Here is a 25,634-nt window from a genome sequence, read left to right as displayed (position 1 = left end):
AGGGCAATTGGCAAAAGTAAAGGAAAAAGACCCGGATTACCTGAGCTTCAAGGATATTTTACCGTTAATTCGGTAGGCGACGAAGCGCTCCGCTCACAGCTGCAGCCCGATGCTTCGCACCACACCTATCTCCTGCAGGAACTGCGGATCGTGCGACACAACCAGCAGCGTTCCCGTATAAGCGCGCACCGCATCGGTGAGGATGCCGATGTTGGCCAGGTCGAGGTTGTTGGTCGGCTCATCGAGTACCAGCAGGTCGGGTGCCTCGTCGGCAATGCGCACGCAGGCCAGCGACAGACGCATCCGCTCACCACCGCTCAGGTCGCCGCAACGCTTGTCCATCGCCGCGGCGCCGAACAGGAACCAGTCGAGGCAGATCCGCAGCTCGTGCTCCGGCAGCGCGCGGCGGTTGAAGCGCTGCGCCTGCTCCAGCACCGTCAGACTGTCATCGAGGAGGGAATACTGCTGGTCGATGTACAGGGCGCGCTCCGCGAAGCGCTGTAGCGTGCCGCCCGAAGGCTCGAGGCTCCCCAGGAGCAGGCGCAGCAGGCTTGTCTTGCCGGCGCCGTTAGCGCCTTCGATGGCGATCCGCTCGCCGCTGGCAATGTGCAGGTCGAGGGGCGCCCACAGCGACCGCCCGCCGGCGCTGTATTGGAGCCCTGTGGCCGCGAAAAGTGTCTTGCCCGGGTGCTGGGCCGGCGCGCCGAATGCGAGCTTCATCTTGTCGCGCTGCGGTTGGGCGGCGCGCAGCTCCTCCACGCCGAGGCGTAGTTCTTCCACCTTCTCCTCGTGCACGCCCTTGGCGCGGGCGGTGCTGTTCTGGGCGTTGTTGCGGAGTGTGTTGATCACGATCGCCGGCAGGCCGGCCTTGTGGCTGCCTTTTTCGGCGCGGCTCTCGAGGCGCTGCCGGCGTTCTGCATTCTCGCGGGCCGCCTGGCGGGCCTTTCGGAGCTCTTTTTCCTGCTGCTGGAGGCTCCCGGAAAGCGCCTCGAGCTCCTGCGCCTTGCGCGTGGCGTAGAAGTCGTAGTTGCCGCCGTAGGCGTCAAGCCCGCCGGGACCGAGCTCAAATGTGTGCGGCAGCAGGCGCAGCAGCGCGCGGTCGTGGCTCACCACGAGGAGCAGCGCGTTCACCTGTTGCACGAAGTCGTAAAGCAGGGCGCGGCCCGCGGCATCGAGGTGGTTGCTCGGCTCGTCGAGCAGCAGGATGCGCGGCTGGCGCACTGTGGCCGCCGCCAGGAACGTGCGTGTTGCCTGCCCGCCGCTGAGCGTCGGCATCGGCCGGGTGAGGTCAATGTCGGCGAGGCCCCAGTGGGCGAGGGCCGCGCGGCAGCGCTCCTCCACGGTCCAGTCGTCGTCGAGGCGAAGCAGGGCGTCCTCCACGTTGTTGCCGGCAAGCACCTGCGCCAGCGCGTCGAGCTTGTCGCGCGCGCCGAGCACGTCGGCCACGGTTTTGCCATACGAATCGTCTGCGTGCTGGGGCATATAGAAGGGCGCCGGCTGGGCGCGCACCGTACCCTCCGAAGGGCTGAGCCGTCCGGCCAGCAGGCGCAGCAGCGTGGATTTGCCGGCGCCATTGGGGCCGACGAGGGCGGCTTTCGCAGGCGCGGCCAGGGATAGATCGAGATTGCGGAAAAGGACGCTGCCGTCGGCATGACGGTAGGTCACGTTCTGTAGAAATAGCATCGGGGCTTTCTTTGGGAGTGAAGAATCGGGCCGCCGTGGCGGCTTATCGTATGTCCGGGAAAGAAAGCGGGTATTACATCGACGCGTATTGAGTGGGGAAGGACACAAAGATAAGAATTGATCCGGCAACCGTTGAATGTTAACAGCAGTAGCCGGAGCGCGGTTCGAGGGTTGGATCGCGCGGGCTGGCAACGCTAGCGGCTCCGGAAACCGGCCTGGTCGTGCTGGAGGCGGTCGCGCATGCCCCCGCGGTGCAGCCGGCCCTGTAAATCATCCTGCTCCCCGGGGACCCCGAATCCCCGCGTGCCGCGGGGCCGACGCCCATCCCCTGCCAGAACCATCCCCCAACCCCTTCCCCGAACGGAAGGGGAGTAAGACCCATCCCCCCGGCCCCCTTCCCTAAGGGAAGGGGGAGATCGATCATTCCCCTCCTTTTCCCAGGGCGTACCGCCCGGGGCCACAGACATGGCGCCCCGCCGGGGCGCTGTTCGCTCCTGGCGGCCATTCCCTACCCCCAAAAGTGGCCTCCCCGCGGGATGCTTGCGAATGATTTGAACCCCTGCGGGCCACTAAGCGTGCATCCTTGCGGGATGCCATCCGATCGATCTGTTTCGTATTCACCCCCTCAATGACGCCCACCAATAATCCATTTTTGAACCCCTATGCATCCCGCAGGGATGCCCGCTCGGTTATTCCCTTTCCCTGTCAATCATTAAGCACCGGCCCACCCGGCTTCCACCGTCAATCCCTCCGCATCCCGCAGGGATGCCCGTTTGGTAAAACGTCAATGTGAAAACAAAAGCCCACACTCCCCTCTCCTTAGGAGAGGGGCCGGGGGTGAGGTCATCTCCCCCTTCCCTCAGGGAAGGGGTCGGGGGGTGGGTCACCGCGATGCCCGGGTGCGCAACCGCATCCCGCAGGAATTCCGTTCCTTCGTCGTCTAACTTCTAAACGAGCCCATTTTTGACCGAAACTGACCTGATCGAGGGCCTGCAACGGCGGGAGGAGCGCGCATTCCGCGTGCTGGTGGAGCAGTACCAGGACCGCATCTACAATACGGTGCTGGGCCTTGTGCAGCGCGCCGAAGATGCCGAGGACCTCGCCCAGGAAGTGTTCATCAAGGTGTGGCAGGGTATCGGCGCGTTCAAGCGCGAGGCGCAGCTGGGCACCTGGATCTACCGCATCGCGGTGTCGGGGGCGCTCGACTTCAACAAGAAGCAGCAGCGCCAGAAGCGCGGGGGATTGCTGGTATCGCTCTTCAGCCGCCACGAAACGGCGCCGGAAGCGCCCGACTTCCAGCACCCCGGTGTAGCGACCGAGCAGCGGGAAGACAGCGCACTCCTGTTCCGCGCCATCCGCGCGCTGCCGGAAAACCAGCAGGCCGCCTTCGTGCTGCAAAAGCTGGAAGGACTCGGGCAACAGGAGATCGCCGACGTGCTGGGCACAACCGTTTCGTCGGTGGAGTCACTGCTGCAGCGCGCGAAGCAGAACCTGAGGAAAACGCTGAAAGGAATGGGGTGATAAAGGGAATTGAACTCTGTCATCCTGAGCCTGTCGAAGGATGCTGGCGAATAAGTGCCGGTAACCTGACAGATAAAATAACGTCTTTATGAACGACAAACGCATCGACGACATACTGGCTTCTCTCGACGGCGCGGCGCGTGCCGAAGCGGGTCCGTATTTCTACAGTAAGCTGCGCACACGGATGGATGGCGAGCTGCTTCCGCGAAGGATGGCCTGGCGCCTCGCGCTGGCGCTGCTGCTGGTAGCGGTGCTCAACGTATTCACGCTGCGCGCCGTTCGCCAGGAGCCCGCGGTCAGCGACGCCAGCGCCCGCACGATCGCCTCCGACTATTCACTCAGCCTGCCGGAAACCTATCAATAACACGTATGAACCGCAAACCGAACTGGGTCGCCATTGCTATAACCGTACTGCTGTTGCTCAACATCGGCCTCATGGCTACCATCTGGCTGCAGAAGGAAAAGAGCCGCGACGCCGACACTACCGAAGGCCCGCAGCGCGGCGGCCCCGGCGCTTTGCTCGTTCGCGAGCTCGGCTTCGACAGCCTCCAGCGCCTCCGATTCGACTCGCTCCGCAACGACCACCACAGCCGCGTGGAAGGCTATCGCAACCAGATGCGCGACCTCAAGGAACGCTTCTTCGCCGGCATCCGCCGCAACGAGCCCGCCTCCGACTCCATCGCCGCCGCCATCGGCAGCCTGCAGGGGCAGATCGACCGCAGCACCTACGACCACTTCCGCCTTGTGCGCGCCCTCTGCAACGATTCGCAAAAAGAAAAATTCGACCGCATCATCAACCGCGTGCTCGGGCAGATGGGAGCCCCTCCCCGGCAGCATCGTCCCGGACCGCCCGGCGACGACCGGCCCGATGGCCCGCCCCATGACGGTCCGCCGGAAGGACGCCCCGACGGCCCACCACCCGGCGACAACTAGTACGGATACACGTTACGATCATCTTTTAAAACCTCCATCATGAAAAAGATCCTGATGGGCAGCACCCTCCTGCTGCTCACCTGCTACCTCCATGCCCAGCCTCCGCAACCACCGACGCACGAAATGCGCTGGCGGCACGACAGCAGCTGCATCCTGCACAGCCTCCCGCTCACGCCGCAAAAGCTGCAGCGCCTGCATCCCGCGTTCGAAGATTTCTATAGCGCCATGGATCGCCTCCACGATCAGGATCGGGCGCAGCCTCCGGCCCGCGGCGCCGTGGAGCAATTGGTGAAGCAACGCGACGCCCGCATCCTCCCCGAGCTCACACGCGAAGAGGCCGACGACTTCCTGCGGATGGAGCACCGCCTTCTGCCGCCACCGCCGCCCGGCGACGTGCCTCCGCCGCCCGCAAGCCGCTGACCGCAGGAATTTTTTTCGTTCATCGTCTAACTAAAAAACAAAGCCATGCTCAAAGCCCCGCTCCTTGCCACCGGTAGCCTGGTGCTCCTTTTTTCGTTCGCGTGCAAAAAGAACAACGACACGACAAATAATACGACAGGCGCGACAACCGGCGGCACAACGATCGACGCCAACGTACCCGCAGTCTATACCAGGATCTATGGCGCAACCAGTATAACTACGGATGGCTCCTGGGTTTACATCAAGACAACCGGCACGCCCGATCACAAGAGCGCCTATTATCCTACGAGCAACGCGCTCTATGAAAACTACAGCGGCAGCACCTTTGGCGGCAACCAGTTCCACCGCAATCCCAACAGCATCGCTACGCAGAACTATACCTTCAAGCTGCCGCTCAACCCGCAGGCAGCAACGGCACATGCGGCCACACCCCTCGGTCCCATCGGCATATCGCTCAACGGCGTTCCCTTCTTCAACCAGTATGCCGGTCCCAACCAGCCACTTACCAACGAGGTTGTCTCCTTCGACCAGTGGTGGGGACACCCGGCACAAGGCGGCGATTACCACTACCACGTAGAGCCGAAATACCTCACTACCGTGAAGGCCACGAAGTCGGCGCTGCTTGGCTTCCTCCTCGACGGCTTCCCGGTGTATGGCCCCGAGGAGAACGGCGCCACGGTTACCAACAGCCAGCTCGATGCCTTTCACGGCCACACGTCGGTCACGGCCGATTACCCGGCGGGCATTTACCACTACCACATTACGTCCACCGATCCTTACATCAACGGCAGCGGCTTCTATGGCACGGCAGGTACGATTACACGCTAGCCTGGCGCTGCTGCTCGCGGGATGCGCATCGGCACCGCAGGACGCCGGCTCCTACAATGCAGCGACACTGTCGCTCGAAAACCGCGCGGGTATTTACTACAGCGACGGACGGCCCTTCAGCGGGCGCGTGTTCGAGCTCGCGCCCAATGGCCGCGACAGCGTATCCAGCATCGCCTACTGCAATGGGCTCGAGGAGGGCGAGTGGCGCCGCTACTATCCCGGCAACCGCCTCGCCGAAAGCCGCTTCTTCGACAAGGGCCGGAAAACCGGCACGATGCGCAGCTTTTGGGACAACGGCCGGCCGAAGCTCGAATACCATTTCAAAGAGGGTGAGTACGAAGGCACTGCGCGCGAATGGAACCGCGCCGGCGCGCTCATTGCCGAACATACCTACCGCGCCGGCTACGAGGAAGGACCGCAGCGCCTCTGGTACGACAACGGGAAAACGCGCGCCAATTACGTGATCCGCAACGGGCGCCGCTATGGGCTGCTCGGAACCAAAAACTGTGTCAATGTTTCGGATTCTGTTTTTCGCTTTTAGTATTGGCCTCGTGGCGTGCCACGGTGCACGGAACCCGCCTCCGGAGTCTTTTCCTCTTCCCCTCGGGAAGGGGTCAGGGGATGGGCTTACCGCCCTCCCCTATTACAACAGCCCCGACTTCAGCCCGCAGTTCCTCGCCAACGCCGACTCGGCGCAGAAGGTCATCGACCACCGCATCGGCACCTTTTCCTTTGCGGACCAGGATGGCCGCATCATCAGCAACCGCAGCATCGCCGGCCGCATCCATGTAGCCAATTTCATGTTCACCTCCTGCGGCTCCATCTGCCCCATCATGACGGGCGAGCTGCACAAGGTGGCCCGTGCCTTCCGCGGCGACAGCAGCGTGCTGCTCCTCTCCTACAGCGTCACGCCCTGGATCGATTCGAGACCGAGGCTGCAGCAATACCGCCGGCGCAACGGCATCGACAGCTTTCCGCAGTGGCATTTTCTTACCGGGGATAAGGGCCGTATCTACTCGCTTGCACGGCAGTCGTACTTCGCCGAAGAGGCAATCGGCTACAGCCGCGACAGCAGCGAGTTTCTCCACACCGAGCACCTGCTGCTCGTTGATGGCAGCGGCCGCCTCCGCGGCATCTACAACGGAACGCTCGCACTGGAAACAGAGCAGCTCATTGCCGACATCCGCGCCCTTCAGGCAGAAATCAAAGCGCCAGTCTACAAGGCCCGCACGCTATAACTCTACTCGTTTTTACAGGTTGAACCGGCCGCGCCATTCCTGGCAGCGGCCTCTTTTTGCCCTGTCGCAGCCAGCTGGCCGAGGACAATGAGATGGGCTGTACTGTTTGTCCTGGTCCGTCCGCACGTCTATAATATTCAATTCTCAACACTCAATAGTCAATAGTCAAGTGCAACGGTGTACCGCTTCACGCACTCCCTCTTTGAGCATTGAAAATTGAACATTGAAAATTTTTAAGTAGAAAGCCCCGCTGGTAGCGGGGCTTTTGTATCAAACAACTTTCGGAGTATTTAAAAAAATATGCACCGTTCAACCTACGTGCCCCCTTTGGGGGACAGGGGGCCGGCCAGCAGCTTGCCATCCTTGTATTCCGGCAGCACGTTGGCGAGGTCTTCGGTGAGGCAATGGCGGATGTCTTTCTCCAGCCCGAAGTTGGTCAGGCGGTGGTAGTGCGACGCGTCGTTGCGCTTCATGAACTCGTACATATCGTCCTTCGCGAGGCCATAGAGGCATTCGGCCATATGCGATGCGTCGCAGTTGACGGTGAAATGCTCCTTGATGCGGCTAACGACAGCGCCGGCAAAGAGGGTGTCTTCGATATTGGGCTTGTCTTTCCACGCGGCGCATCCAAGAATCACATTGCGCTTCAGCGATACGAGGTGATCGCACACCGCGCTCAGGTTGAGAAAGGATCCGGTGATGATCTCGGTAGCGCCTTTGGCCAGGGCCATGTGCAGCAACTTGGTGCCGTTGGTGGTGGTGAGCACGAGCGTTTTGCCGCCGATGAACTCGCGGGGATACTCAAACGAGGAGTTGCCGTATTGGAGCCCGGGCGCCACCTGTCCGTCGCGCTCGCCGGCGGTGATGCAGGCAAGCTCGCGACCCAGCTGGATGCAGCGCTCCACGCTGTCGACGGGGATGATTTCCTTGGCGCCATTGTACAGCGCGGTGGCCATCGTGCTCGTCGCGCGCAAAACGTCGATCACCACCACTACGCAATCGCGTACATCATACAGATGTAATAAGGCGGGAGAAAGACATGTATAAAGAGTCGGTTTATTATTCGTCATTTCTTATAGGTTGGAGCTGCGTAAAGAGAAAGAACGCAGATTTATTATGATTATTAAGATTAGCGCAGATCTCCTTATTAAAAAATCATAACCAATCTTAATAATCTGCGTATCCCGCCCTGCGGGATCTGCGTTCTTTCTCTCCTATTCAAACGGGATCTTCACCACTTTCGCCTGCAGCTGCTTATCCCGCACTTTGATATAGATCGTGCTGTCGATATCGGAAAGGTCTTTGCGCACGTAGCCCATGCCGATGGCCTTGCCGAGGCTCGGGCTTTGCGTGCCGGAGGTTACGTAGCCGATGGCTTCGCCGCCTTCGTTCACGATCTCGTAGCCGTGGCGCGGAATGCCTTTGTCGATCATCTCGAAGCCAACGAGCTTGCGCGTAATGCCGGCTTCTTTCTGCTTTTGCAGGATCTCCCTGGCGGTGAAGTCTTTGCTGAATTTCGTGATCCAGCCCAGGCCCGCTTCAAGCGGCGACGTGGTATCGTCGATGTCGTTGCCGTACAGCGCAAAGCCCATTTCGAGGCGAAGCGTATCGCGGGCGCCGAGGCCGATCGGCTTCAGGCCCTGCGGCTCGCCGGCTTCGAAGATGGCATTCCAGATCTTTTCACCGGCGCCATCCTTGTCTTCGAAATAGATCTCCACACCACCGGCACCGGTGTAGCCCGTAGCGCTTACCAGTACGTTGTCGACACCGGCGAAGCGGCCCTTTACGAAGGTGTAATATTTCAGGTTGAGAATGTCCATGTCGGTCAGCGGCTGCAGGATCTTCGTGGCATTGGGCCCCTGCACGGCCAGCAGCCCGGTCTCTTCGGAAATGTTGTGCATCTCGACGGCCTGCCCTGAGCCTGCCGAAGCGGTATTGTGCTTCTGGATCCAGTTCCAATCCTTTTCGATGTTGGATGCGTTCACCACCAGCATGTACACTTTGTTCTCTTCGATGCAGTACACCAGCAGGTCGTCCACGATGCCGCCGACGTCGTTGGGCAGGCAGCTGTACTGCGCCTTCCCGGCCGTCAGCTTGGAAGCGTCATTGCTGGTGACGCGCTGGATCAGGTCGAGGGCGCCTTCACCCTTGAGGATGAACTCACCCATATGGCTCACGTCGAACACACCGGCGTTGCGGCGCACGGTTGCGTGCTCATCGTTGATGCCGGTATAGGAGATCGGCATATTATACCCGGCAAACTCGGCCATCTTGGCGCCACGTTCAAGGTGCTTCGCGGTAAAAGGCGTATTCTTCATGCAAGCGTTTTAAGGGAGCAAAGATAGGCGGCCGTATCCTTGAAACGTCATTGCGGGGAGGCGCAGCCGACGAAGCAATCTCCCGAGGCGTTGGCTGCGGCGGGATGATTGCGCGGCCTTATCTCCGCCGGATTGCTTCGCAGGCCATCGTCTTCAGGGCCGCGCTCCTCGCAATGGCTAATCTTTTGCCTTCCACAGGATTACTTTCTTATCCGCGCCGGCGCTCACGAACCACTTTCCGTCGGAGCTGAAATCGACATCGTTCGCATCGTTGGCATGCGCGCTGAACGTTTGGAGGATCTGGCCGCTTTCGATGTCCCAGAGCCGGGCCGACACACCTTTATTACTGGTCTCGTCGCCGAAGAAATTCTGGACCAGCTCGCCCATCATATTCTTATCGCGTCCGCAGGTGAGCAGGCGCCTTCCGTCGGGACTGAAGGACAGCCCCTGCTGGTGCTCGGGTGTGCGCAGCGTTTGCAGCACGCGCCCGCTGCCCGTTTCCTGCACCTGCACCGTCTTGTCGTCGCTGCAGGTGGCGAGCAGCCGTCCGTTGGGGCTGAAGGCCAGCGCAACGACAGCCTCGGAATGCCCGCTGAAGGTGCGCAGCAGCCTGCCGTCGGCTACATTCCAGAGGCACATATGGCTATCGAAAGAGCCGGAAGCAAGGGTGCGGCCATCGGGGCTGAAGGCGATATCCCATACGTTGAGGCGATGCCCGCGGAGGCTTCGTTGCACCGTACCGCTTTGCACCGAGCGAAGGACGATCGTCGCATCCTCGCCGGCCGACGCCACCAGCATGCCGTCGGGACTGAAGCGCAGCGTCCAGGCCGTGCCCGTATGGGTGGGAAAGCGCTGCAGCAGGCGAGCTTCGGGCCAGGACCAGAGGTACACGGCGCCGTCATAAGCCGTCGCTGCGAGCCGCGTGCCGTCGGGGCTCCAGGCAGCGCAGGTAAGACCCGCGAGTGTACGAAGCGTGCCGAGCAAACGACCATCGCGGTGCCACACGCGGAGGCTGCTGTCCACACAGGCGGCGGCGATCAGCGTATCGCCCGGCCCGAAGCGGGCTGTCCATATCTCCGCCCGAGAACCCGTATATATACGGTTGATGTTGTAAAGTCCGGACTCGATCTTTTTCGGTGCGCTGCATCCGTATCGGGCGCCTGCTACAAGGGCAATGAGCGCTGCCAGGAGGCCCAGCAGGCCCCAACGCTTTCTGTTCATAAGGAAGTTTTAGTGTGTTTGAATCCGCCCGCAGGGCAGAAGAATTTGAATATCGGATCGGGGCTGGCTGATTTGAGCATTGCGAAACGCCAACGAAACCTTCCCCCAACATCCGACATCCGACATCAGACATCAGACATCATAAAAAAAGGGCCCGCAAAGAATTGAAGGCCCTGGAGGTATCCTGTGTTGCAGGACAACTTCAACCGAGGTATAGGCGTGCGCGGTGAGCAGGTGAGCGGTGAGTTTTTCCTAATGTTGCTCACCCTTCACCCGCTCACTGCCTCACGTCAGGATGCTACGAGCGATAAGGTTGCCAGCATGGGCGTAGGCGTATAGTTAACACGCGCTTCGGGCTCCGGCTCTGTTCCGGGTGCTGCGGGCGCATTGTTGGCGGGGCTTTGCGGGGCAGCGGGCGTCGTTGAGCGCGGCTGCACGCTGTCGCCGCTGCGGCGGTGGTATTCATAGATGCCCGGCTTGCTGTTTTCAGGCGCTTCGGGCGTGCCCGTGGCATCTGTGTCTTTCGGAGCATTCGGGTCTACCAGCTCACCATCGGGGCTCATAACGTAGTCGATGTTTGACTTCCAGGAGTCTGTGTTGTTGCCGTAGTCATCATCCCAGTCGCTCTCCCAGTTGCGGCGCCAGCGGCGGTCGCCGTGTACATCGATGTGCACCTGGCGGCCATTGAGTCGCTCGCTCACACTTTCCTCGAAGCGGAGCTTCCTGCCCACCGGCACCTGGATGCGTACCACGATGTGCTGGTTGCGCCATTTCTGGGCGCGGCCGATGGCGTAGCCGTTGCCGAGGTTGAGGAAGGAATCCTGTACCTGCGTGAGGTACTCGAGGCGCTGGGCGCGCAGTTGTGCGATGCTGCGGCTGCCGCCGAGGCTGCGCTTCTCCACAACCACATGGTATTGCGAGTCGAGGCTTTTTTCCACCTGGATGCGCACGTTCGAAAGCTTCATGCTGTCGTTGTTGATGTCGAAGCCGTCGCCGTTATCGGGGTTGAGGAAGCTGTAATAGCCACTGTATTCGATCATCGGCTGCGTTACCCGAACGATCATGCGGTTGCGTACGGTTGCCGCTTCAACGTTCTCGGTCACCCGGCCGGCATACTGGAAGCTGCGGGCCATGGAGGCTGCGAAGGCTACCGACATCAGTATGCCGATGAGCCACAGGCCGCCAAACACCCAGCCGAGGTAGCGGTTGCTGCTGCGCACTTTCATCACGCGGCGGATCAGCCAGGTAACGAGTGCTACAAAGGGCACACCGAAGAGGAGAAGCAGTCCGCCCCAGCCAAGTACTTTCTGGGCGCGTCCTTCGAGGATGAAGTTGTTGAGGATATCACCAACGCCGGTGAAGATGAGCGCGGTAAGCGCTACAAAGAACATCAGCGCGAGGAAGCCGGCGAAGAGGAGAACGATCACCTTGAGGATGGTAACCAGCACATTGCCGGCGTGCGAGGCCACGGGCTGCGCATATTCGGAAGCGCGTGCCGCGAAGGCCTTGGTGGAAGCTTTCACTTCTTCGGCCAGCGTATCGGTCTCGGCGCGGAAGTTTTCCATTTCAGTTTTGACGTTCTCGCGGATGCGCTTTACGTCTACGTTCTCACCGCGCATCTCCATCTTTTCAAAAGGAGAGATGGCGAGGGGCAGGATGATCCAGAGCACCACGTAGGTGAGGAAGAAGGTGAAGGTGAAGGAGCCGAACAGGAATTCGGGGATGGTGCGGCCGCTGTGGAACGAGAAGATCGCGTTCAGGATACCCAGCAGCAGGTTGAGGAGGAAGGGCGCGAGGAACACGAGGCGCACGGTCCATACATCCCACTTGAAGTAGGCGGCGATGCCACCGGCTACACCACCGAGGATGCGCTCGTCGGGGTTGCGGAAGAAGCGCTTCGCCGGCGAGGGCATCAGCAGCTTCTTCGGAACGAAGATCCACAGCAGGATGTAGACGAATATGCTGGCGCCGCCGCCAAAGGCGAGTACCAGGAAGATGATGCGAACAATGGTGGGGTCGATGTCGAAATAATTAGCGAGGCCCGAGCAGACACCCGCCAGGAAGCGGTCGCTCGTATTGCGGTAAAGTCGGCCGCGGGGGCGGCGGCCCGTGATCCGGGTAAAGGCGCTTTCGTCGGGGGCGGCGGCAGAAGCACCGGCGCCGGCGTTGGCGGTATCGGCGGCAGCTTCCACTTCCTCGAAGTCCTCGACACGGCCCATCGTGTTGATGATGGTCTCCATGTCTTCTTCGGTAACGGCGGCAGCGCCTTTTTTCACCTTATCGCTCATCAGCTCGGCAATCCGGCTTTCGATGTCGTTGATGATCTCATCACGCCCCTCTTCGGCTGCGAAATAGCGGCGCAGGCTCTCGATGTAACGCTGCAGGCTTTCGTAGGCGGCGTCCTCGATGGGGATCACCCGGCCCGACAGGTTTATGTTGATAATCTTTTTCATGATGATGCGTGGTTGAAGTTTAGAGATTTTTTTGAGCAGCTGTCAGTGTGTTGACGGCGTTGGAGAGTTCCTGCCAGGTTTGCTCGAGCTCCTGGTAAAAGGTTTCCCCTTTGGCAGTGAGCGAGAAATACTTCCGCGGCGGACCGGAGGAGGATTCCACCCAGCGGTAGGTGAGCATTTCGGCGTTTTTGAGGCGGGTCAGTAGCGGGTAGAGCGTGCCTTCCAGGATGTGCAGCTGGGCTGCTTTCATCTCTTCCACAATGTCGCTTGGGTAGGCCTCCCCGCGGCGGATGATGGAAAGAATGCAAAACTCCAGGATCCCCTTGCGCATCTGGCTCTGCGTATTTTCTATGTTCATGGGGCTCTTTTTGAGTCCTCCGTGTTTCGGAGAACGGTGATTCAATTTCGTTGACACTACAAAGCTAAGAGATTATTTGGTACTATGTAACACATACTACTAGTTTTTTTAAGGTAATTGCTGGTGCCGGATAGTGTCACAATGTAAAACGCTGATTATCAGTGTGTGTTTGAAAGAGAGCCTTTTCAGGAGTTGGATGAATGCGCAAAAAGGCCGAATGAGCGGTAAGCATTGGCTGGCTCTTACCGCCTCGGAAAAGCACAAATGGCTTGCGGCGCTCAACAGAAGAGATAACTTGTGGCATGGCCAGCCGTTACCTTCTACCCCTACTTATTATGGTGCTTTTCAGCGCCTGCTCCTCCAGCGAGCGCCGGGTTCATATCATCAGCAACTATACGAAGCTGCAGGTGCAGCCCTCCGACTCGGGCACCCGGGTACTGCTTTCCGACCCGGGTCTGTACGAGGTATCCAAGGAAGTAACGGTGCCTGGCGGGTCCCTGCACCTATCCGAAGGCGGGCAAACCTGGAACTACGAGCTCCCCGAAGCGGGCCAATACGTGATCAATCTCCTCGACGACACCCTGATGAGCGTGCCCGCAACCTACCGCCGCGCCGGTTCCATCAGTGCTGTCGGCATGCGGCCCACGCATACGGGCAACCCCACGATCGACTCCATGACGGCGCGCAGTGCCCGCGCGCAGGAACGGCAGGACCAACGGAAATCGACCGAGCGATTGCAGAATGGCCGCAGCAACGCCCTGCCCTTAATGCCGGGCAAGCTCGCCTATATCAGCGCGCACAGCGACGCGCGTCTCTTTATCCTGTCCACCCCGCCTGCGCAGGTGAAGGGAGAAAGCCCGGAAGATTTTGAATACTACGAGATCAACCGATACCAGTTCTTCCTGGATCGGGCGATGCAGCAGCTCGAAGAGGAGAGCGACCCGGTACGGCGGTCCGAAAAAATGCGCCGTGAGTTCTACCAGCAAATGCACGAGGAATAACCGATAAACAAAAGACCCCGCGATCGCGGGGTCTTTCTTTATAAAGTACAAAGGTTGCGGAAGGTTAATCCCGCCCCCGCGTTGAGCGGGAGCTCGTACACTTTTTCGCCGCCGCTGCCTTTCACGGATACTTTGACCGTTTGTGCGCCCGGCTTGAGCGGAATGCGGGTGTAATAGATGTTACCGGGAAGGCTTTGCCAGTTGCGCGTGTCGGCTTTTTCCCTCGCGAAGTTGAAGATCTTGATACCGGCGGCAAGAAGCTCCTGGTTGCGGCGCTTCTTTTTTTCCTCTTCCGTTTCCTCTTTATCCTTCGGCTTGTCCTTCGGCGTAGCGGCCAGCTCGGCGAGCTTGCCAAGGGCGATGCGTGTAAGGGTCTTCGACAGGTCGCGGAGGCGGCGCTCGCGAAGGGTCAGCTGGGCCAGGTCGTTGATGTTCTGGGCGGGCTCGAAAGCGGCGCGGGTGCTGCTGTCGGTCTGCACTTCGGCCGAGCGCCAGGCACAGGCCTGCAGCTCGTAGCGCGGGAGCGCTGCACGGATCGCCGTCAGGTTGGCCAGGCGGTCTTCATCCACCGAACCCATCGAGCGATCGAAGGGCACGCGGAGGTTGCCGTTGCTGCTGGTGAAGAAGAAGTTGCCGCCATCCTTGCTCAGGAAGAACATGATGTCCTCTTCCTCTTTCACCGGTGCGCTCCCGGTTTCCCAGAAAAGAACGAGCTCGGGACCTTCCGCACGGTCTTCGGGCTGCAGGGTATAGCCCAGCTCGCGCTGGTAATAAAGGAGCTGGTCTTCGAAGCCCATGGCATCGGCGGTACGCAGCAGGTCTTTCTTCAACTGCAGCGGCATCGACACACCGTAGTAGGAGCCGCCGTTTTTCAGGTAGAGGTCAACGGCATTGCGGTAGGCAATAAAGGCGTTGTTGAGGTCCTTGTTCTTTTCGTAGATAAGCCCTTGCAGCATAAACGAAAAGGCATCCTGCGCATACTTGCCCTCCGCGCGCACGTCTTCCTGCGCGTAGGTGCGGAGGCTGATGCGGCGGGCTTCCACGAGCGCCTCGCCGGGCTGGTCGAGGAGGAGGTAGTTGAGCGCCTTATAATAGTGCACCATGTATTTCTCGAAGTCCTCGCCGCGATAGGTCTCCATCATGGGGTTGAGGAGCGTGGAGAGCGCCACGTCGCCGATGCTCGTACCGCCGTCTTCCATCAGGTTGTCTGCTTCGTTGAAGTAGCGGTTCGACGCATCGTAGTGATGAAGCAGGTGCTCCATCCTCCCTTTCTCGAGGAGGAAAAGCAGGTGGTTGCGCCGCTTCGAAAGCAGCTTGCTGTGGTCGAGCGCGGCCGAAGCCTTCTCGTACTCACCCTCGCGGTAATGCCCGTAGTAGCTGCTCACCTGCTGGTTGTAGCTGGCGCAGGAAGCCAGCCAAACGGCAAGCAATACCGGGGCAAACCGGATCATATGTGGAAGTCGTTGTTTCATGAAGCAGTGGGGTGTAGATCCAGGTATCTCGGATCTGGCGATCTCGGATCTATTCTAAGCAGATCCGAGATCCTTCGATCCGCGATAAAAAGATTTAATTTTTTACCATCTTGGCGATCTTCTTCTCGCCGATCCAGACGACCTCGTTGGTTTCGAGGTTGGTGAGCTCGAGGTTTACCTGGTAGTATACTTCTTTCTTCTTCTTGTGGGCGTCAACGATGGAGTTGATCGATCCCTGGAGAATGTAGTCGGCGCCGTTCTCAAGCCCGAATTTCTTCATCGTGCTTTGCGATGCGTTCGTTTGCTGGTCGGCGCGCTCGCCGCGGAGCTCTTCGCGCTTCTTGCCACCCTGAACGAGGCGCACTTTTTCGGTTTTGATGAACGACTGCTCCATGTCCTTGATGAAGGTCTCGGCGTCGATGTGCTCGTGGCTCTTGTTGTCCACAAAGCCCACGATCACCACGGGCTTCTGGCCTTTGGCCTGCAGGTGGTTGCCGAGCCACGACGAGGAGAGTACGTCGGCCGTGATCTGCTCCGATACAAGACGGGAGTCGGTGTTGTTCCAACGGCCGCTGATATCGATCTGCTCATCGGGCGACACGCGGGTTACCTGGCGGGCGCAGCTGAAAACGAAAGGCAGCGCAAGGAAGGATCCGTAGAGTAAAACTTTTTTCATAGTTAGTTCTGTTGAATGTTTTTTAAATGGATAAAGTCTTGTGAACCGGGAGTCATCCTGCAAGCAGGAGGGACATTTTTTCTGCCAGTGTGGGCGCAGCCGAACTCCCTACCACCAGCGTCGGCTGTAGCCACAGCGGTACGGGGTGCCGTAGTAATACGAGCTGTTGTAAGAGTCGTAATAGGGATTGTAATTCCAGCGGGAGCGTTGGGCGCGGACCAGTCGCACGGCCTGTCGGTTTTCGCGGCGGGCGCTGCGGCGCTCCTCGCGGGCCTCATACCAGTCGTATGCCTTGTAAGTGTTCTGCATCGTGGTACTGTGCCAGCGCGTTACCGAGTCGGCCACCTTGAGATACTTGTCGCGGCTTACCGCGAAGTTGGGATTCTGATCGGGCACCGACTGCGCCGAAGCAGCAAAGGCCGGGGCCGACGCAAGCAATACGAGTAAAAGTCTGTTCATGAGTTTTGGGTTTTATTTTCTTTTACTGACACTAAAGTAGATTCCCCAAGGGTTAAGTCTCCGTTAAAACGAACCAAACGCCGCAAGCGTTACACCAATCGCTGTTAAAGGAAGTACAAGAAGACGGCGAGAGAAGGTTTTGAAGGGTTCTGAGGGTTTTGGAGGTTTTGAAGGTTTTGAAGGTTGGGAGATCAAAGCCGGATCGGCGCTGTGCCCCGCTGCTTAGTTACAAAAAAAGCCTCCCGTTGGGAGGCTTTTCATTTTGCGGTTCGTTTATTTCTTGAGACCGATCTCGCGGAGACGCTCATCGAGGTATTCACCGGCGGTGATGTCTTCGTAGGCCTTCGGGTGCTGCTCATCGATACAGCTTTCCAGGCAGGCGAGGCTCATGGAGCTCTTCGGGTGCAGGAAGAAGGGGATCGAGAAGCGGCTCGTGCCCCACAACTCACGCGGCGGGTTCACTACGCGGTGCGTGGTGGAGCGGAGGCGGTTGTTGGAGAAGCGCTGGAGCATGTCGCCCACGTTCACCACGATCTGCTCGGGCAGCGAGGTAACGCCCACCCACTCGTTTTGCTTCGTGAGGATCTGCAGGCCGTCGGCCGAGGCGCCCACTAGCAGGGTAATGAGGTTGATGTCTTCGTGCTGCTCGGCGCGGATGGCGCTCTTGGGCTCCGAGTTGATCGGGGGGTAGTGAATGGCGCGCAGGATGGAGTTGCCGTTGTGCACGTATTGGTCGAAATAATGCTCGTCGAGGTCGAGGAAGATGGCGAGGGCCTGGAGCAGCGAGGTGCCACTCTTTTCAAAATGGCGGTAGGCATTCTCAAGCGTCGGTGTGAACTGAGGTACCTCGTCCACCGTTACGTTCCCGGGATAGTACTCACCTACGTCTTCGCCGTCGGAGATCGTCTGGCCGTACTGGAAGAACTCTTTCAGATCGGGGGCATCAAAGCCTTTGGCATGCTCGCGGCCAAACGACGTATAGCCGCGCTGGCCGGCCAGCTCGGGCTTCTCATACTGGAGCTTCGTTTCGGTAGGCAGCGCAAAAAATTGCTGCACATACTTGTACAGGTCGGCGATGAGCTCGTCGGGAACACCGTGGTTCTTGACGGCCACAAAGCCTACCTCTTCATAGGCCTTTCCGATTTCCTGAACGAACTTTTGCTTTTTCGCTTCATCGCCGCTCAGAAACTCGGCGAGATCAACAACGGGAATTGTCATATGGCTGAATTGTTTACTCGGCCAAAAGTACCATTCCGTGCGGATATCCACAAGCTGTGGATAACTTTTGTTGCACAGAGAACCGTTCACGGGCTATCGCCCATCCTGCGTTTCCAGGTAGGCGCGCTCCGCTGCCTCCGGCTCCACGACGGCATAGCGCCTCACGCGGTAGATGAGCACCTCATCGAGGGCATCGACCAATTGCCTATAACCCGCGCGGGCCGAGGGCTTGATGAGGAGCACCAGGTCGGAGTCGTGGCGGCCGTGAGCGCGGAGGTCCTGTTGCAGCGCGCGGATGGAAGCGCCGACGCCGGTGTAGGTGTTGAGACTCGTCGCCCGCACGCGGCCGCCCGCCTTCGCCTCCTCCCACAATCCGCGGTAGGCAAACACGCGGTTGCTGTCGAGCAGCACCGAGAGCGTGGCCGACTGCATCGTTTTCGCGCCGTCGCCGTCGGCGGGCATGATGAGCTGCATGGCCCGGTTGTCGGTCATGCTGGTCGTAAAGATGAAGAATGTGATGAGCAGGAAGCCGAGGTCGACCATCGGGGTCATGTCGATCCGGGGAGCGGCGTGCGCCGTGCGCTTGCTGCCGAGGGCAGCGCTGTCGATACTTGCCATGGTTCTGGTTTTACACTGAGATGAGCAGGATCAGGTTCTTCCATAACCGCCGCTCTCCTTTTCGGCGGGAAGCGACGCTACTTTAGTTGTACTAAACTGCGCCTCATGCAACCGATAATCGCCGCCACCGACTTTTCCGCAGCGTCGCAGAACGCACTTCGCTTCGCGGCCCGCCTTGCCATCTTCCGCAACTGCCCGCTCCGCGTCATCCACGCCTATACCTGGCCGCTTACCAGCGGCGAGCCGCTCGTGCTGCCGGCTGCCATCGAGTCGATCGAGCACGGCGCTTCGGAAAGCCTGGCGATGATGGAGCGCGAGCTGAAGCGCGAATACCCGCGCGTCGACGCCGAGTTCATCAAACGGCCCGCAGCCGATGTGGCTATCGAGCTGTCGCGTTACTGCAACGAGCTCGACCCCTTCCTGATGGTGCTGGGCACCCACGAGCGCCCGGGGGCCGACAGCTGGTTCAGCGAAGGACTTCGCATCGTGCGCAAATCGGAGGTGCCGCTGCTGATGGTGCCCGCCGGCTTTTCGGGTACGGGCTGGATGCGGGCCGTGTTGGCCTTCGACGGCGCCCCGATCGGTCCCGGGCAGCAAACCCGCATCACGACACTTATGAGCGAGCTCCACGCCCTCCTCGACGTGGTGCATGTGCGCCCGGCGCAGGCCGAGCAGCCGCCCTTCCCCGACCTTGGACCCGTGGGCGGTGAGCAGTGTACCGTGCTGGCCGAGAATGTAACCTCGGGCCTCCTCGCCTACCTGCAGCAACATCCCACCGACCTGATGGTGGTGCTGCCGCATCACCATTCGCTGTGGAACCGCCTGTTCAGCCACCGCCACACGCCATCGCTCGTGTCGGAAATGCCGCTGCCCGTGCTGGTGATGCCGGGCGAGTAGTGCCGCACGGACGTTTGTGCCTTTTTCCCGTTCTTGCAGGAGTAAAAAGCCTGCATGAGAACGATCCTCTTAGCCGCTGCCGGCGCCTTCCTCGTTCGGCTCGATACGCTCCCCGAGCCCTGGGGTATTTATTTCTTTGAGCCCGGCAAGTCGCCCCGCCGCATCGACCTGACAATGGCGAAGGAGGAGTACTCAGCGTATTTCAAGGCAGAGAAGTAAAAAAGGTTTTTTCACCGCGAAGAGAATAAGAAAAGAAGTTGGTACGCTAAGGATGATGCAATAAAAAACGTCCCACCTGATGCGGGACGTTTTCATATCTCTTCGCGAAAACCTTATTCTCTTCTTTCTTCGCGGTTCCGACCCTTCTTTCACTTTTCCTCCTTAGAATTCTGCGTTCTTCGGCGTGCGGCACGCCTTCGACAAGGACTCAGAATTCTGCATTCTTCGGCGTGCGGGGGAAGGCGATGACGTCGCGGATGTTACCCATGCCGGTAACGAACTGCACCATACGCTCGAAGCCGAGGCCGAAGCCGGCATGCGGCACGGTGCCGTATCGGCGCGTGTCGAGGAACCACCAGAGGTCTTCGGCGGGCACGCCCATTTCTTTCATCCGTGCTTCGAGCACGTCAAGGCGCTCCTCGCGCTGCGAGCCGCCTACGATCTCGCCGATGCCCGGTGCCAGGATATCCATGGCGGCAACGGTCTTGCCGTCATCGTTGAGGCGCATGTAGAACGACTTGATGTCTTTCGGGTAGTTGGTCACCACCACGGGCTTCTTGAAATGCTTCTCCACGAGGTAGCGCTCGTGCTCGCTCTGCATGTCGATGCCCCACTTCACGTCGTACTGGAATTTCTTCTTCTTGTAGTGCGGCGACTGCAGCAGGATGTCGATGGCCTCGGTGTAGGTGACGCGCTCGAACTTATTGTCGACCACGAACTGCAGTTTCTGCAGCAGGTCGAGCTCGGAGCGCTCCGCCTGGGGCTTTGCCTTCTCTTCTTCGAGCAGGCGCTGGCGCAGGAACTCGAGGTCCTCGGCATTGTGCTCCATCACGTAGCGAATGAGGTACTGGATGAACTCCTCGGCGAGGTCGGCATTGTCCTCGATATCGTAGAAGGCCATCTCCGGCTCGATCATCCAGAACTCCGCGAGGTGACGCGCCGTGTTGGAATTCTCGGCGCGGAACGTCGGCCCGAAGGTATAGATCTCACCAAAGGCGGTAGCACCCAGCTCTCCTTCGAGCTGTCCGCTCACAGTGAGGTTGGTGGAGCGCCCGAAGAAATCCTGGCTGTAGTCGATCTTGCCGTCGTCGGTGGTCGGCGCGCCGTCCATCGGCAGTGTCGTTACCCGGAACATCTCGCCCGCGCCTTCGGCATCGGAGGCGGTGATGATGGGCGTATGGAGGTAGAGAAATCCTTTTTCGTTGAAGAATTTATGCACGGCAAAGGCAAGCGCGTGGCGGATGCGGAATACGGAGCCGAAGGTGTTGGTGCGAAAGCGCAGGTGCGCGATCTCGCGGAGAAACTCGAGGGAGTGCTTCTTCGGCTGCAGCGGGTATTTCTCCGGGTCGGAGTCGCCCAGTATTTCTACAGTCGCCGCCTTGAGCTCCACCTTCTGGCCCTTTCCCAGCGAAGGGATGAGCGTGCCGGTTACTTTCAGCGATGCCGATGTGGTGATGCGCTTCAGCAGGGCCTCGTCGAACTCGCCGAGGGTCAGCACCACCTGCAGGTTATTATTCGTTGATCCGTCGTTGAGGGCTACAAACTGGTTGTTGCGAAAGGTGCGTACCCACCCCATAACCGTTATTTCCTGCTGCTGCGGCTCGGTGCCCAGCACTTCCTTGATGCGGATCCGTTTGTTGAACATAGCCGCAAAGATAATGGGGTAATGTTGTGATGTGGTAATGTGGTAATCCCGTTCGAGATACACGATCTCCACTCATTTTCGCCGGTTTTGGGTAGCTGTATCGATGCTTGAGGTCAGAAGCTTTTGAATGGGCACGAGATCTTCCAAAAGTTGGTTCGGAGGCGGGAAACCAGGCGCATAGAGGCACATAAACAGCCAGCCCTCGGTTTCACTGGCTTCCTTTTGTCCAATTTTTAATTTGTGTACGAAGTCGGCCCGGCTTTCGGGCCGTTGGGCCTCGCGCACCTGCGCGTGGATCGATGTGCCGCTTTTAAAAAGTTGTGTCGACATCTCGAACTCACGGATGTCGCGAAGCTCCCGGCAGTAGCGAATGATAGATACTGCGAAATCGAAGGAAAGATTCAGCAATGGGTTTCCTGGCTGGTAAGGTGACAAGTCACGCATTTTCGGGCAAAACTCGAAATGGCCTGCGGCTTATCCATGTTATTTTACCCGGCTTTTCCAGGTATTTTTCCCATCGCTTATTACCACATCACCACATTACCATATCACCACATTCTTAGCCTTTCCACCGCGGCTTCCAGCGTTTCTTCTTTTTTGGAAAAACAAAAGCGCAGGACGCCGTTGTCGACGGGGTTGCGGTAGAAGGAAGAGACGGGGATCGTGGCGACGCCGGCCTCTTTGGTTAGCCGCACCGCGAAGTCCTTTTCGCTTTCGGAGCTGATGGCGTCGTAGGCGTAGATCTGGAAGTAGGACCCGTGGCTGGGCAGGGCGCGGAAACGGGTCGCCGCCATAAGCTCCTGGAAGCGGTCGCGCTTTTTTTGCAGCTCCGCGCCGAGCCCGAGGTAGTGGCTGCGGTCTTTCAGAAAGGCAGCGAGTGCCACCTGCTTCGGCGTATCGCAGGTGAAGGCGCTGAACTGGTGGATCTTCCGGAACTCGGCCATCAGTGGCGCCGGGGCGATACAGTAGCCGATCTTCCAGCCGGTGCAGTTGTATACTTTTCCAAAGGAGTAGATGGCAAAGCTGCGCTCGCGGAGACCCGGATATTTGAGTACGCTTTCGTGGGGCAGCCCGTCGAAGATCAGGTGCTCGTACACCTCGTCGGCGATGACGACGATCTGCGAGTCGCGCACGATGGCCTCGAGCTCGCCCATATCTTCTTTGGTAAGCACGGCGCCTGTGGGATTGTGCGGCGTGTTGACTACGATGGCACGCGTGCGGCTCGTGATCTTCGCGCGAACAGCATTCCAGTCGATGCGGTAGTCGGGGAACACGAGGTTCACCGTAACGGCCTTCGCGCCCATCAGTTCTATTTGCGGTATATAGCAGTCGTAGGCCGGCTCGAACAGAATCACCTCGTCGCCCGGCTGCAGCACCGTGGCCAGCGCCGTGAAGAGCGCATAGCTCGCACCGGGCGTCACGGTTATCTCGCTATCGGGGTTCAGGTCCGCACCGTATAAATACCGGATCTTCTCGGCAAGCGCCTCCCGCAGCGGGCCATAGCCGCTCATGTGCACGTACTGGTTGTGGCCGGCGCGCATCGCTTCGTCGACAAGGCGCACGAGCTCGGCGCTCATGGGATAGTCGGGAAAGCCCTGGCCCAGGTTGATGGCCTTGTGCTCCGCGGCCAGCGCGCTCATAACGGTGAAGATCGTGGTGCCGACGTTGGGGAGCTTGGAGGTTATGTGTACGGAAGACATGTTGCCAAATGTACAATTGGAACCGTCATTGCGAGCGCAACGAAGTGAAGCGAAGCAATCTCTTCGAACTGGCTCTGATGCTAAACAAGGCCCCGGTGTCAACCCCGGGTGAGATTGCTTCGCTTCGCTCGCAATGACGTTAGCCACACAAAGCGATATTCGTTATTCAACGACCGCCGTCGCCTCGATCTCGATCAGCTGCCCTTCGCCGATAAGGCGGCTCACTTCCACCATCGTGGTGCAGGGGCGGATTTCGGCAAACACCTCACCATGGGCCCGCGCGGCTTCTTCCCAGCGGGCAATGTCGGTTACGAACATCCGCGTGCGAACAACGTGCTGCAGCGTGGCGCCGGCCTGCAGCAGCACCGCCTCGATCTTTTTCAGGATGTAGCTCGTTTGCAGGTACAGGTCGCCCTCGCCGATAAGCACGCCCTGCTCGTCGGCAGCGACGGTACCCGATACTTCAACAACGTTGCCCACGCGCACCGCGCGGCTGTAGCCTACAACCCGCTCCCAGGGAGCGCCGGAAGAAAAAAGCGTTCTGGTCATAGGTTAAAAGTAAGAAGGAAGAGGGGTGAGGGCGAAGGGAGATTACTTGATTACTTGAGTACATGATTACTTGAGGGCAGAGGAACGTTGTTAGGAGCATTCCCCGCTTCATTCATGTACTCATGTAATCATTTGCTCAAGTAATCCTCCTCTCCCTCCGTTGTTTTTCCCCTCACAAAATCCCGGGGAAATTCCCTTGGCGACTTCTGCCACCCGCGCGACCTTTAGGTGCGCCTTTTGAAGCGCCTCCGCATGAACTTCTCCAATATACTTTTCCTCGATATCGAAACAGTGCCGCAGTACGCCGACTACAACGGGCTGCCCGAGACCTGGCGCGCGCTGTGGGATGCGAAAGCTGCTGTTATCGGGCGCAGCAACAGCGCCGCCACGCCCGAATCGCTATATGAGCGCGCCGGCATTTACGCCGAGTTCGGGAAGATCGTTTGTATTGCGTTCGGCAGCCTCGAGGGCCCGGCAGGCAGCCGCCGCCTGCGCATCGACGCGCTCGCGGGCGATGACGAAACCGACCTGCTCCGGCGCTTCGGCGACCTGCTGCGGCGGCAATGGTCGGCCGCCGACCGCTACCTCTGCGCTCACAACGGCAAGGAGTTCGACTATCCCTATCTCTGCCGCCGCTTTATCATCAATGGGATTCCGATTCCCGAGCCGCTGCTCATCGCCGGCCGCAAGCCCTGGGAAGTACGCCACCTCGATACGATGGAGCTCTGGAAGTTCGGTGATTATAAAAGCTATACGTCGCTGGCACTGATGGCCGCGGCACTTGGCGTACCCTCACCCAAAGACGATATCGACGGCAGCATGGTGGGACCCGTATACTGGAAGGAAGGCGACATCGCGCGCATCCGACAATATTGCCAGAAAGATGTGGCCACGGTCGCGCAGGTGTTGCTGCGGTATCATTGTGAGGAGCTGCTTGCAGAAGATAGGATCATTCTCGGGTAGAGAAAGAACGCAGATGTCTTATGATTTTTATGATTGACGCGGATGTAGCTAAGCGCCTCAGCAAATCATAACTAATCGTAGTAGATCCGCGTGTTCGCCGCAGGCGAACCTGCTCTTTCTCTCCGCCGCTTGCGGCGCTACAGGTACTGATCCCCGTGGTTTCTTTTCACCTCGGCCACATACTCCTTGATCTCCTGCTCCTTGTCCTTCTGGCAAATGAGCAGCACGTCTTTCGTATCCACCACGATGAAATTGTCGAGGCCCTGGAGCAGTACCAGCTTGTTGTCGGGGGCGTGCACCACGCAGCGCTGCGCGTCGATCACCATCACCTGGTTGCCCACGACGGCGTTCTCCAGGTAATCCTTTTCCATGTTCTCCCAGGCGGAGTTCCAGGTGCCAAGGTCGCTCCAGCCGAAGGAGGCGGGGATGACATACACGTTATCGGCTTTTTCCATCACGCCGAAGTCGATGGAGATATTGGTGCACTGCGGGTAGATCGTTTCGATCACCGCTTTTTCGTTCTCGGTCTGGAAGGCTGCCTGCTCGGCGGCGAAGAGCTCGTACATCTCGGGAAGCCAGCGGCGGAAGGCATCGATGATGCGGTCGACACGCCACACGAAAATGCCGGCGTTCCAGAGAAACTCGCCGCTGCTCACGAAGGCCTGCGCAAGCTCCAGGTTGGGCTTCTCCGTAAACGTCTTCACCTTGTTGATCTGCGGCGCCACTTCGGCCATCTCGTACTGGATATACCCGTAGCCGGTGTTGGGATAGGTCGGCTTGATACCGATCGTCACCAGCGAGTTGAAATGATTGGCGAAGGAAAGTCCCTTGGCGCACACGTCGAGGAAGTTCTCCTGGTCGAGAATGAGGTGGTCGGCCGGTGCTACGATGAGCGACGCATTCGGGTCGATCTGCTGCAGCTTGAAGGAGATATAGGCGATGCAGGGCGCCGTGTTCTTTCGGTACGGCTCACCGATGATATTGGCCTTCGGAAGCTCGGGGAGCTGCTCGGCCACGAGATCCATATAATCGTTGGAAGTGACCACGAAGATGTTCTCGGTGGGCACGATGTCGCGGAAGCGGTCGAGCGTTTGCTGGATCAGCGTGCGTCCTGTTCCGAGGATGTCGAGAAACTGCTTCGGGTAGTCGGTGCGGCTGACGGGCCAGAAGCGCGAGCCAATGCCGCCGGCCATTATCGCTACGTAGGTATGATCGTTGATCTGGGAGCGGATAAATGCGTTCAT

The 25,634-nt window shown here is 59.3% G+C and carries 28 protein-coding genes; 11 read left to right on the top strand and 17 right to left on the bottom strand.

Going from position 1 to position 25,634, the window contains the following annotated elements; translation table 11 throughout:
- Positions 1–93: 93 nt before the first annotated feature.
- Positions 94–1,683, bottom strand: a complete 1,590-nt coding sequence (locus ACYU7Z_RS12055; protein WP_460570780.1) for an ABC-F family ATP-binding cassette domain-containing protein — start codon at positions 1,681–1,683, stop codon at positions 94–96.
- A 963-nt stretch (positions 1,684–2,646) separates the two neighbouring features.
- Between ACYU7Z_RS12055 and ACYU7Z_RS12050 the strand changes: the two genes are divergently transcribed.
- The 7 genes from ACYU7Z_RS12050 to ACYU7Z_RS12020 all read left to right on the top strand — a co-directional run bounded on the left by ACYU7Z_RS12050 (position 2,647) and on the right by ACYU7Z_RS12020 (position 6,623).
- Entirely contained in the window at positions 2,647–3,204 is a 558-nt protein-coding gene (locus ACYU7Z_RS12050) for an RNA polymerase sigma factor (protein WP_460570778.1), read from the top strand.
- An 88-nt stretch (positions 3,205–3,292) separates the two neighbouring features.
- Positions 3,293–3,568, top strand: coding sequence for a hypothetical protein (locus ACYU7Z_RS12045; RefSeq protein WP_460570776.1), 276 nt, complete (start codon positions 3,293–3,295; stop codon positions 3,566–3,568).
- 5 nt (positions 3,569–3,573) lie between these two features.
- Positions 3,574–4,137 carry a hypothetical protein gene (locus ACYU7Z_RS12040; protein WP_460570774.1) on the top strand — a complete coding sequence of 188 codons (564 nt, stop codon included), beginning with the start codon at positions 3,574–3,576 and terminating at the stop codon, positions 4,135–4,137.
- A gap of 39 nt (positions 4,138–4,176) precedes the next feature.
- Positions 4,177–4,557: a hypothetical protein gene (locus ACYU7Z_RS12035; protein ID WP_460570772.1), complete on the top strand. Its 381-nt coding sequence runs from the start codon at positions 4,177–4,179 to the stop codon at positions 4,555–4,557.
- A gap of 45 nt (positions 4,558–4,602) precedes the next feature.
- On the top strand, positions 4,603–5,385 hold the full coding sequence (locus ACYU7Z_RS12030; protein ID WP_460570770.1) for a YHYH protein: 783 nt from the start codon (positions 4,603–4,605) through the stop codon (positions 5,383–5,385).
- Positions 5,357–5,926, top strand: a complete 570-nt coding sequence (locus ACYU7Z_RS12025) for a toxin-antitoxin system YwqK family antitoxin (protein ID WP_460570768.1) — start codon at positions 5,357–5,359, stop codon at positions 5,924–5,926. Before ACYU7Z_RS12030 ends, ACYU7Z_RS12025 begins: the two co-directional genes overlap by 29 nt.
- On the top strand, positions 5,898–6,623 hold the full coding sequence (locus ACYU7Z_RS12020; RefSeq protein WP_460570766.1) for an SCO family protein: 726 nt from the start codon (positions 5,898–5,900) through the stop codon (positions 6,621–6,623). The genes ACYU7Z_RS12025 and ACYU7Z_RS12020 overlap by 29 nt, the downstream gene beginning before the upstream one ends.
- A gap of 314 nt (positions 6,624–6,937) precedes the next feature.
- Here ACYU7Z_RS12020 and ACYU7Z_RS12015 read toward each other — a convergent pair whose 3' ends face one another.
- The 6 genes from ACYU7Z_RS12015 to ACYU7Z_RS11990 all read right to left on the bottom strand — a co-directional run bounded on the left by ACYU7Z_RS12015 (position 6,938) and on the right by ACYU7Z_RS11990 (position 13,277).
- Positions 6,938–7,693 carry a 2-phosphosulfolactate phosphatase gene (locus ACYU7Z_RS12015; protein WP_460570764.1) on the bottom strand — a complete coding sequence of 252 codons (756 nt, stop codon included), beginning with the start codon at positions 7,691–7,693 and terminating at the stop codon, positions 6,938–6,940.
- Positions 7,694–7,837: 144 nt separating this feature from the next.
- Positions 7,838–8,941 (bottom strand): glycine cleavage system aminomethyltransferase GcvT, encoded by a 1,104-nt coding sequence (gene gcvT, locus ACYU7Z_RS12010; RefSeq protein ID WP_460570762.1) that lies wholly within the window; start codon positions 8,939–8,941, stop codon positions 7,838–7,840.
- A gap of 177 nt (positions 8,942–9,118) precedes the next feature.
- Entirely contained in the window at positions 9,119–10,162 is a 1,044-nt protein-coding gene (locus ACYU7Z_RS12005) for a WD40 repeat domain-containing protein (RefSeq protein WP_460570760.1), read from the bottom strand.
- 290 nt (positions 10,163–10,452) lie between these two features.
- A complete protein-coding gene (locus ACYU7Z_RS12000; RefSeq protein WP_460570758.1) occupies positions 10,453–12,615 on the bottom strand; it encodes a PspC domain-containing protein in 2,163 nt (720 codons plus the stop codon).
- A 19-nt stretch (positions 12,616–12,634) separates the two neighbouring features.
- Positions 12,635–12,973, bottom strand: coding sequence for a PadR family transcriptional regulator (locus ACYU7Z_RS11995; protein ID WP_460570756.1), 339 nt, complete (start codon positions 12,971–12,973; stop codon positions 12,635–12,637).
- Between the two features lie 136 nt (positions 12,974–13,109).
- Positions 13,110–13,277 carry a hypothetical protein gene (locus ACYU7Z_RS11990; RefSeq protein WP_460570754.1) on the bottom strand — a complete coding sequence of 56 codons (168 nt, stop codon included), beginning with the start codon at positions 13,275–13,277 and terminating at the stop codon, positions 13,110–13,112.
- Between ACYU7Z_RS11990 and ACYU7Z_RS11985 the strand changes: the two genes are divergently transcribed.
- A complete protein-coding gene (locus ACYU7Z_RS11985; RefSeq protein ID WP_460570752.1) occupies positions 13,276–13,974 on the top strand; it encodes a hypothetical protein in 699 nt (232 codons plus the stop codon). The genes ACYU7Z_RS11990 and ACYU7Z_RS11985 overlap by 2 nt on opposite strands.
- 38 nt (positions 13,975–14,012) lie before the next feature.
- Here ACYU7Z_RS11985 and ACYU7Z_RS11980 read toward each other — a convergent pair whose 3' ends face one another.
- The 5 genes from ACYU7Z_RS11980 to ACYU7Z_RS11960 all read right to left on the bottom strand — a co-directional run bounded on the left by ACYU7Z_RS11980 (position 14,013) and on the right by ACYU7Z_RS11960 (position 18,417).
- Entirely contained in the window at positions 14,013–15,425 is a 1,413-nt protein-coding gene (locus ACYU7Z_RS11980; RefSeq protein ID WP_460570750.1) for a COG3014 family protein, read from the bottom strand.
- A 115-nt stretch (positions 15,426–15,540) separates the two neighbouring features.
- Positions 15,541–16,122: a penicillin-binding protein activator LpoB gene (locus ACYU7Z_RS11975; protein ID WP_460570748.1), complete on the bottom strand. Its 582-nt coding sequence runs from the start codon at positions 16,120–16,122 to the stop codon at positions 15,541–15,543.
- A 108-nt stretch (positions 16,123–16,230) separates the two neighbouring features.
- The gene (locus ACYU7Z_RS11970) at positions 16,231–16,581 is read right to left on the bottom strand and encodes a hypothetical protein (RefSeq protein WP_460570746.1); all 351 of its coding nucleotides are present in this window, start codon (positions 16,579–16,581) and stop codon (positions 16,231–16,233) included.
- Positions 16,582–16,854: 273 nt separating this feature from the next.
- Entirely contained in the window at positions 16,855–17,799 is a 945-nt protein-coding gene (locus ACYU7Z_RS11965) for an isopenicillin N synthase family dioxygenase (RefSeq protein ID WP_460570744.1), read from the bottom strand.
- Between the two features lie 93 nt (positions 17,800–17,892).
- On the bottom strand, positions 17,893–18,417 hold the full coding sequence (locus ACYU7Z_RS11960; protein WP_460570742.1) for an ExbD/TolR family protein: 525 nt from the start codon (positions 18,415–18,417) through the stop codon (positions 17,893–17,895).
- Positions 18,418–18,522: 105 nt separating this feature from the next.
- On the opposite strand from ACYU7Z_RS11960, the gene ACYU7Z_RS11955 reads away from it, so the two are divergent.
- A complete protein-coding gene (locus ACYU7Z_RS11955) occupies positions 18,523–19,314 on the top strand; it encodes a universal stress protein (RefSeq protein WP_460570741.1) in 792 nt (263 codons plus the stop codon).
- Between the two features lie 54 nt (positions 19,315–19,368).
- Positions 19,369–19,533 carry a hypothetical protein gene (locus ACYU7Z_RS11950; RefSeq protein WP_460570740.1) on the top strand — a complete coding sequence of 55 codons (165 nt, stop codon included), beginning with the start codon at positions 19,369–19,371 and terminating at the stop codon, positions 19,531–19,533.
- Positions 19,534–19,741: 208 nt separating this feature from the next.
- Here ACYU7Z_RS11950 and asnS read toward each other — a convergent pair whose 3' ends face one another.
- The 4 genes from asnS to ACYU7Z_RS11930 all read right to left on the bottom strand — a co-directional run bounded on the left by asnS (position 19,742) and on the right by ACYU7Z_RS11930 (position 23,427).
- Positions 19,742–21,178: an asparagine--tRNA ligase gene (gene asnS, locus ACYU7Z_RS11945; protein WP_460570738.1), complete on the bottom strand. Its 1,437-nt coding sequence runs from the start codon at positions 21,176–21,178 to the stop codon at positions 19,742–19,744.
- Between the two features lie 72 nt (positions 21,179–21,250).
- A complete protein-coding gene (locus ACYU7Z_RS11940) occupies positions 21,251–21,613 on the bottom strand; it encodes a four helix bundle protein (RefSeq protein ID WP_460570736.1) in 363 nt (120 codons plus the stop codon).
- Between the two features lie 113 nt (positions 21,614–21,726).
- Positions 21,727–22,878, bottom strand: coding sequence for a pyridoxal phosphate-dependent aspartate aminotransferase family protein (locus ACYU7Z_RS11935; protein ID WP_460570734.1), 1,152 nt, complete (start codon positions 22,876–22,878; stop codon positions 21,727–21,729).
- Between the two features lie 162 nt (positions 22,879–23,040).
- Positions 23,041–23,427 carry a RidA family protein gene (locus tag ACYU7Z_RS11930; protein ID WP_460570732.1) on the bottom strand — a complete coding sequence of 129 codons (387 nt, stop codon included), beginning with the start codon at positions 23,425–23,427 and terminating at the stop codon, positions 23,041–23,043.
- 252 nt (positions 23,428–23,679) lie between these two features.
- Between ACYU7Z_RS11930 and ACYU7Z_RS11925 the strand changes: the two genes are divergently transcribed.
- Positions 23,680–24,390, top strand: coding sequence for a 3'-5' exonuclease (locus tag ACYU7Z_RS11925; protein ID WP_460570730.1), 711 nt, complete (start codon positions 23,680–23,682; stop codon positions 24,388–24,390).
- A 137-nt stretch (positions 24,391–24,527) separates the two neighbouring features.
- Here ACYU7Z_RS11925 and ACYU7Z_RS11920 read toward each other — a convergent pair whose 3' ends face one another.
- On the bottom strand, positions 24,528–25,634 hold the full coding sequence (locus ACYU7Z_RS11920; protein WP_460570727.1) for a mannose-1-phosphate guanylyltransferase: 1,107 nt from the start codon (positions 25,632–25,634) through the stop codon (positions 24,528–24,530).

Source organism: Flaviaestuariibacter terrae, from assembly GCF_054777635.1.
This window is presented reverse-complemented; position numbering and strand designations above follow the sequence as displayed.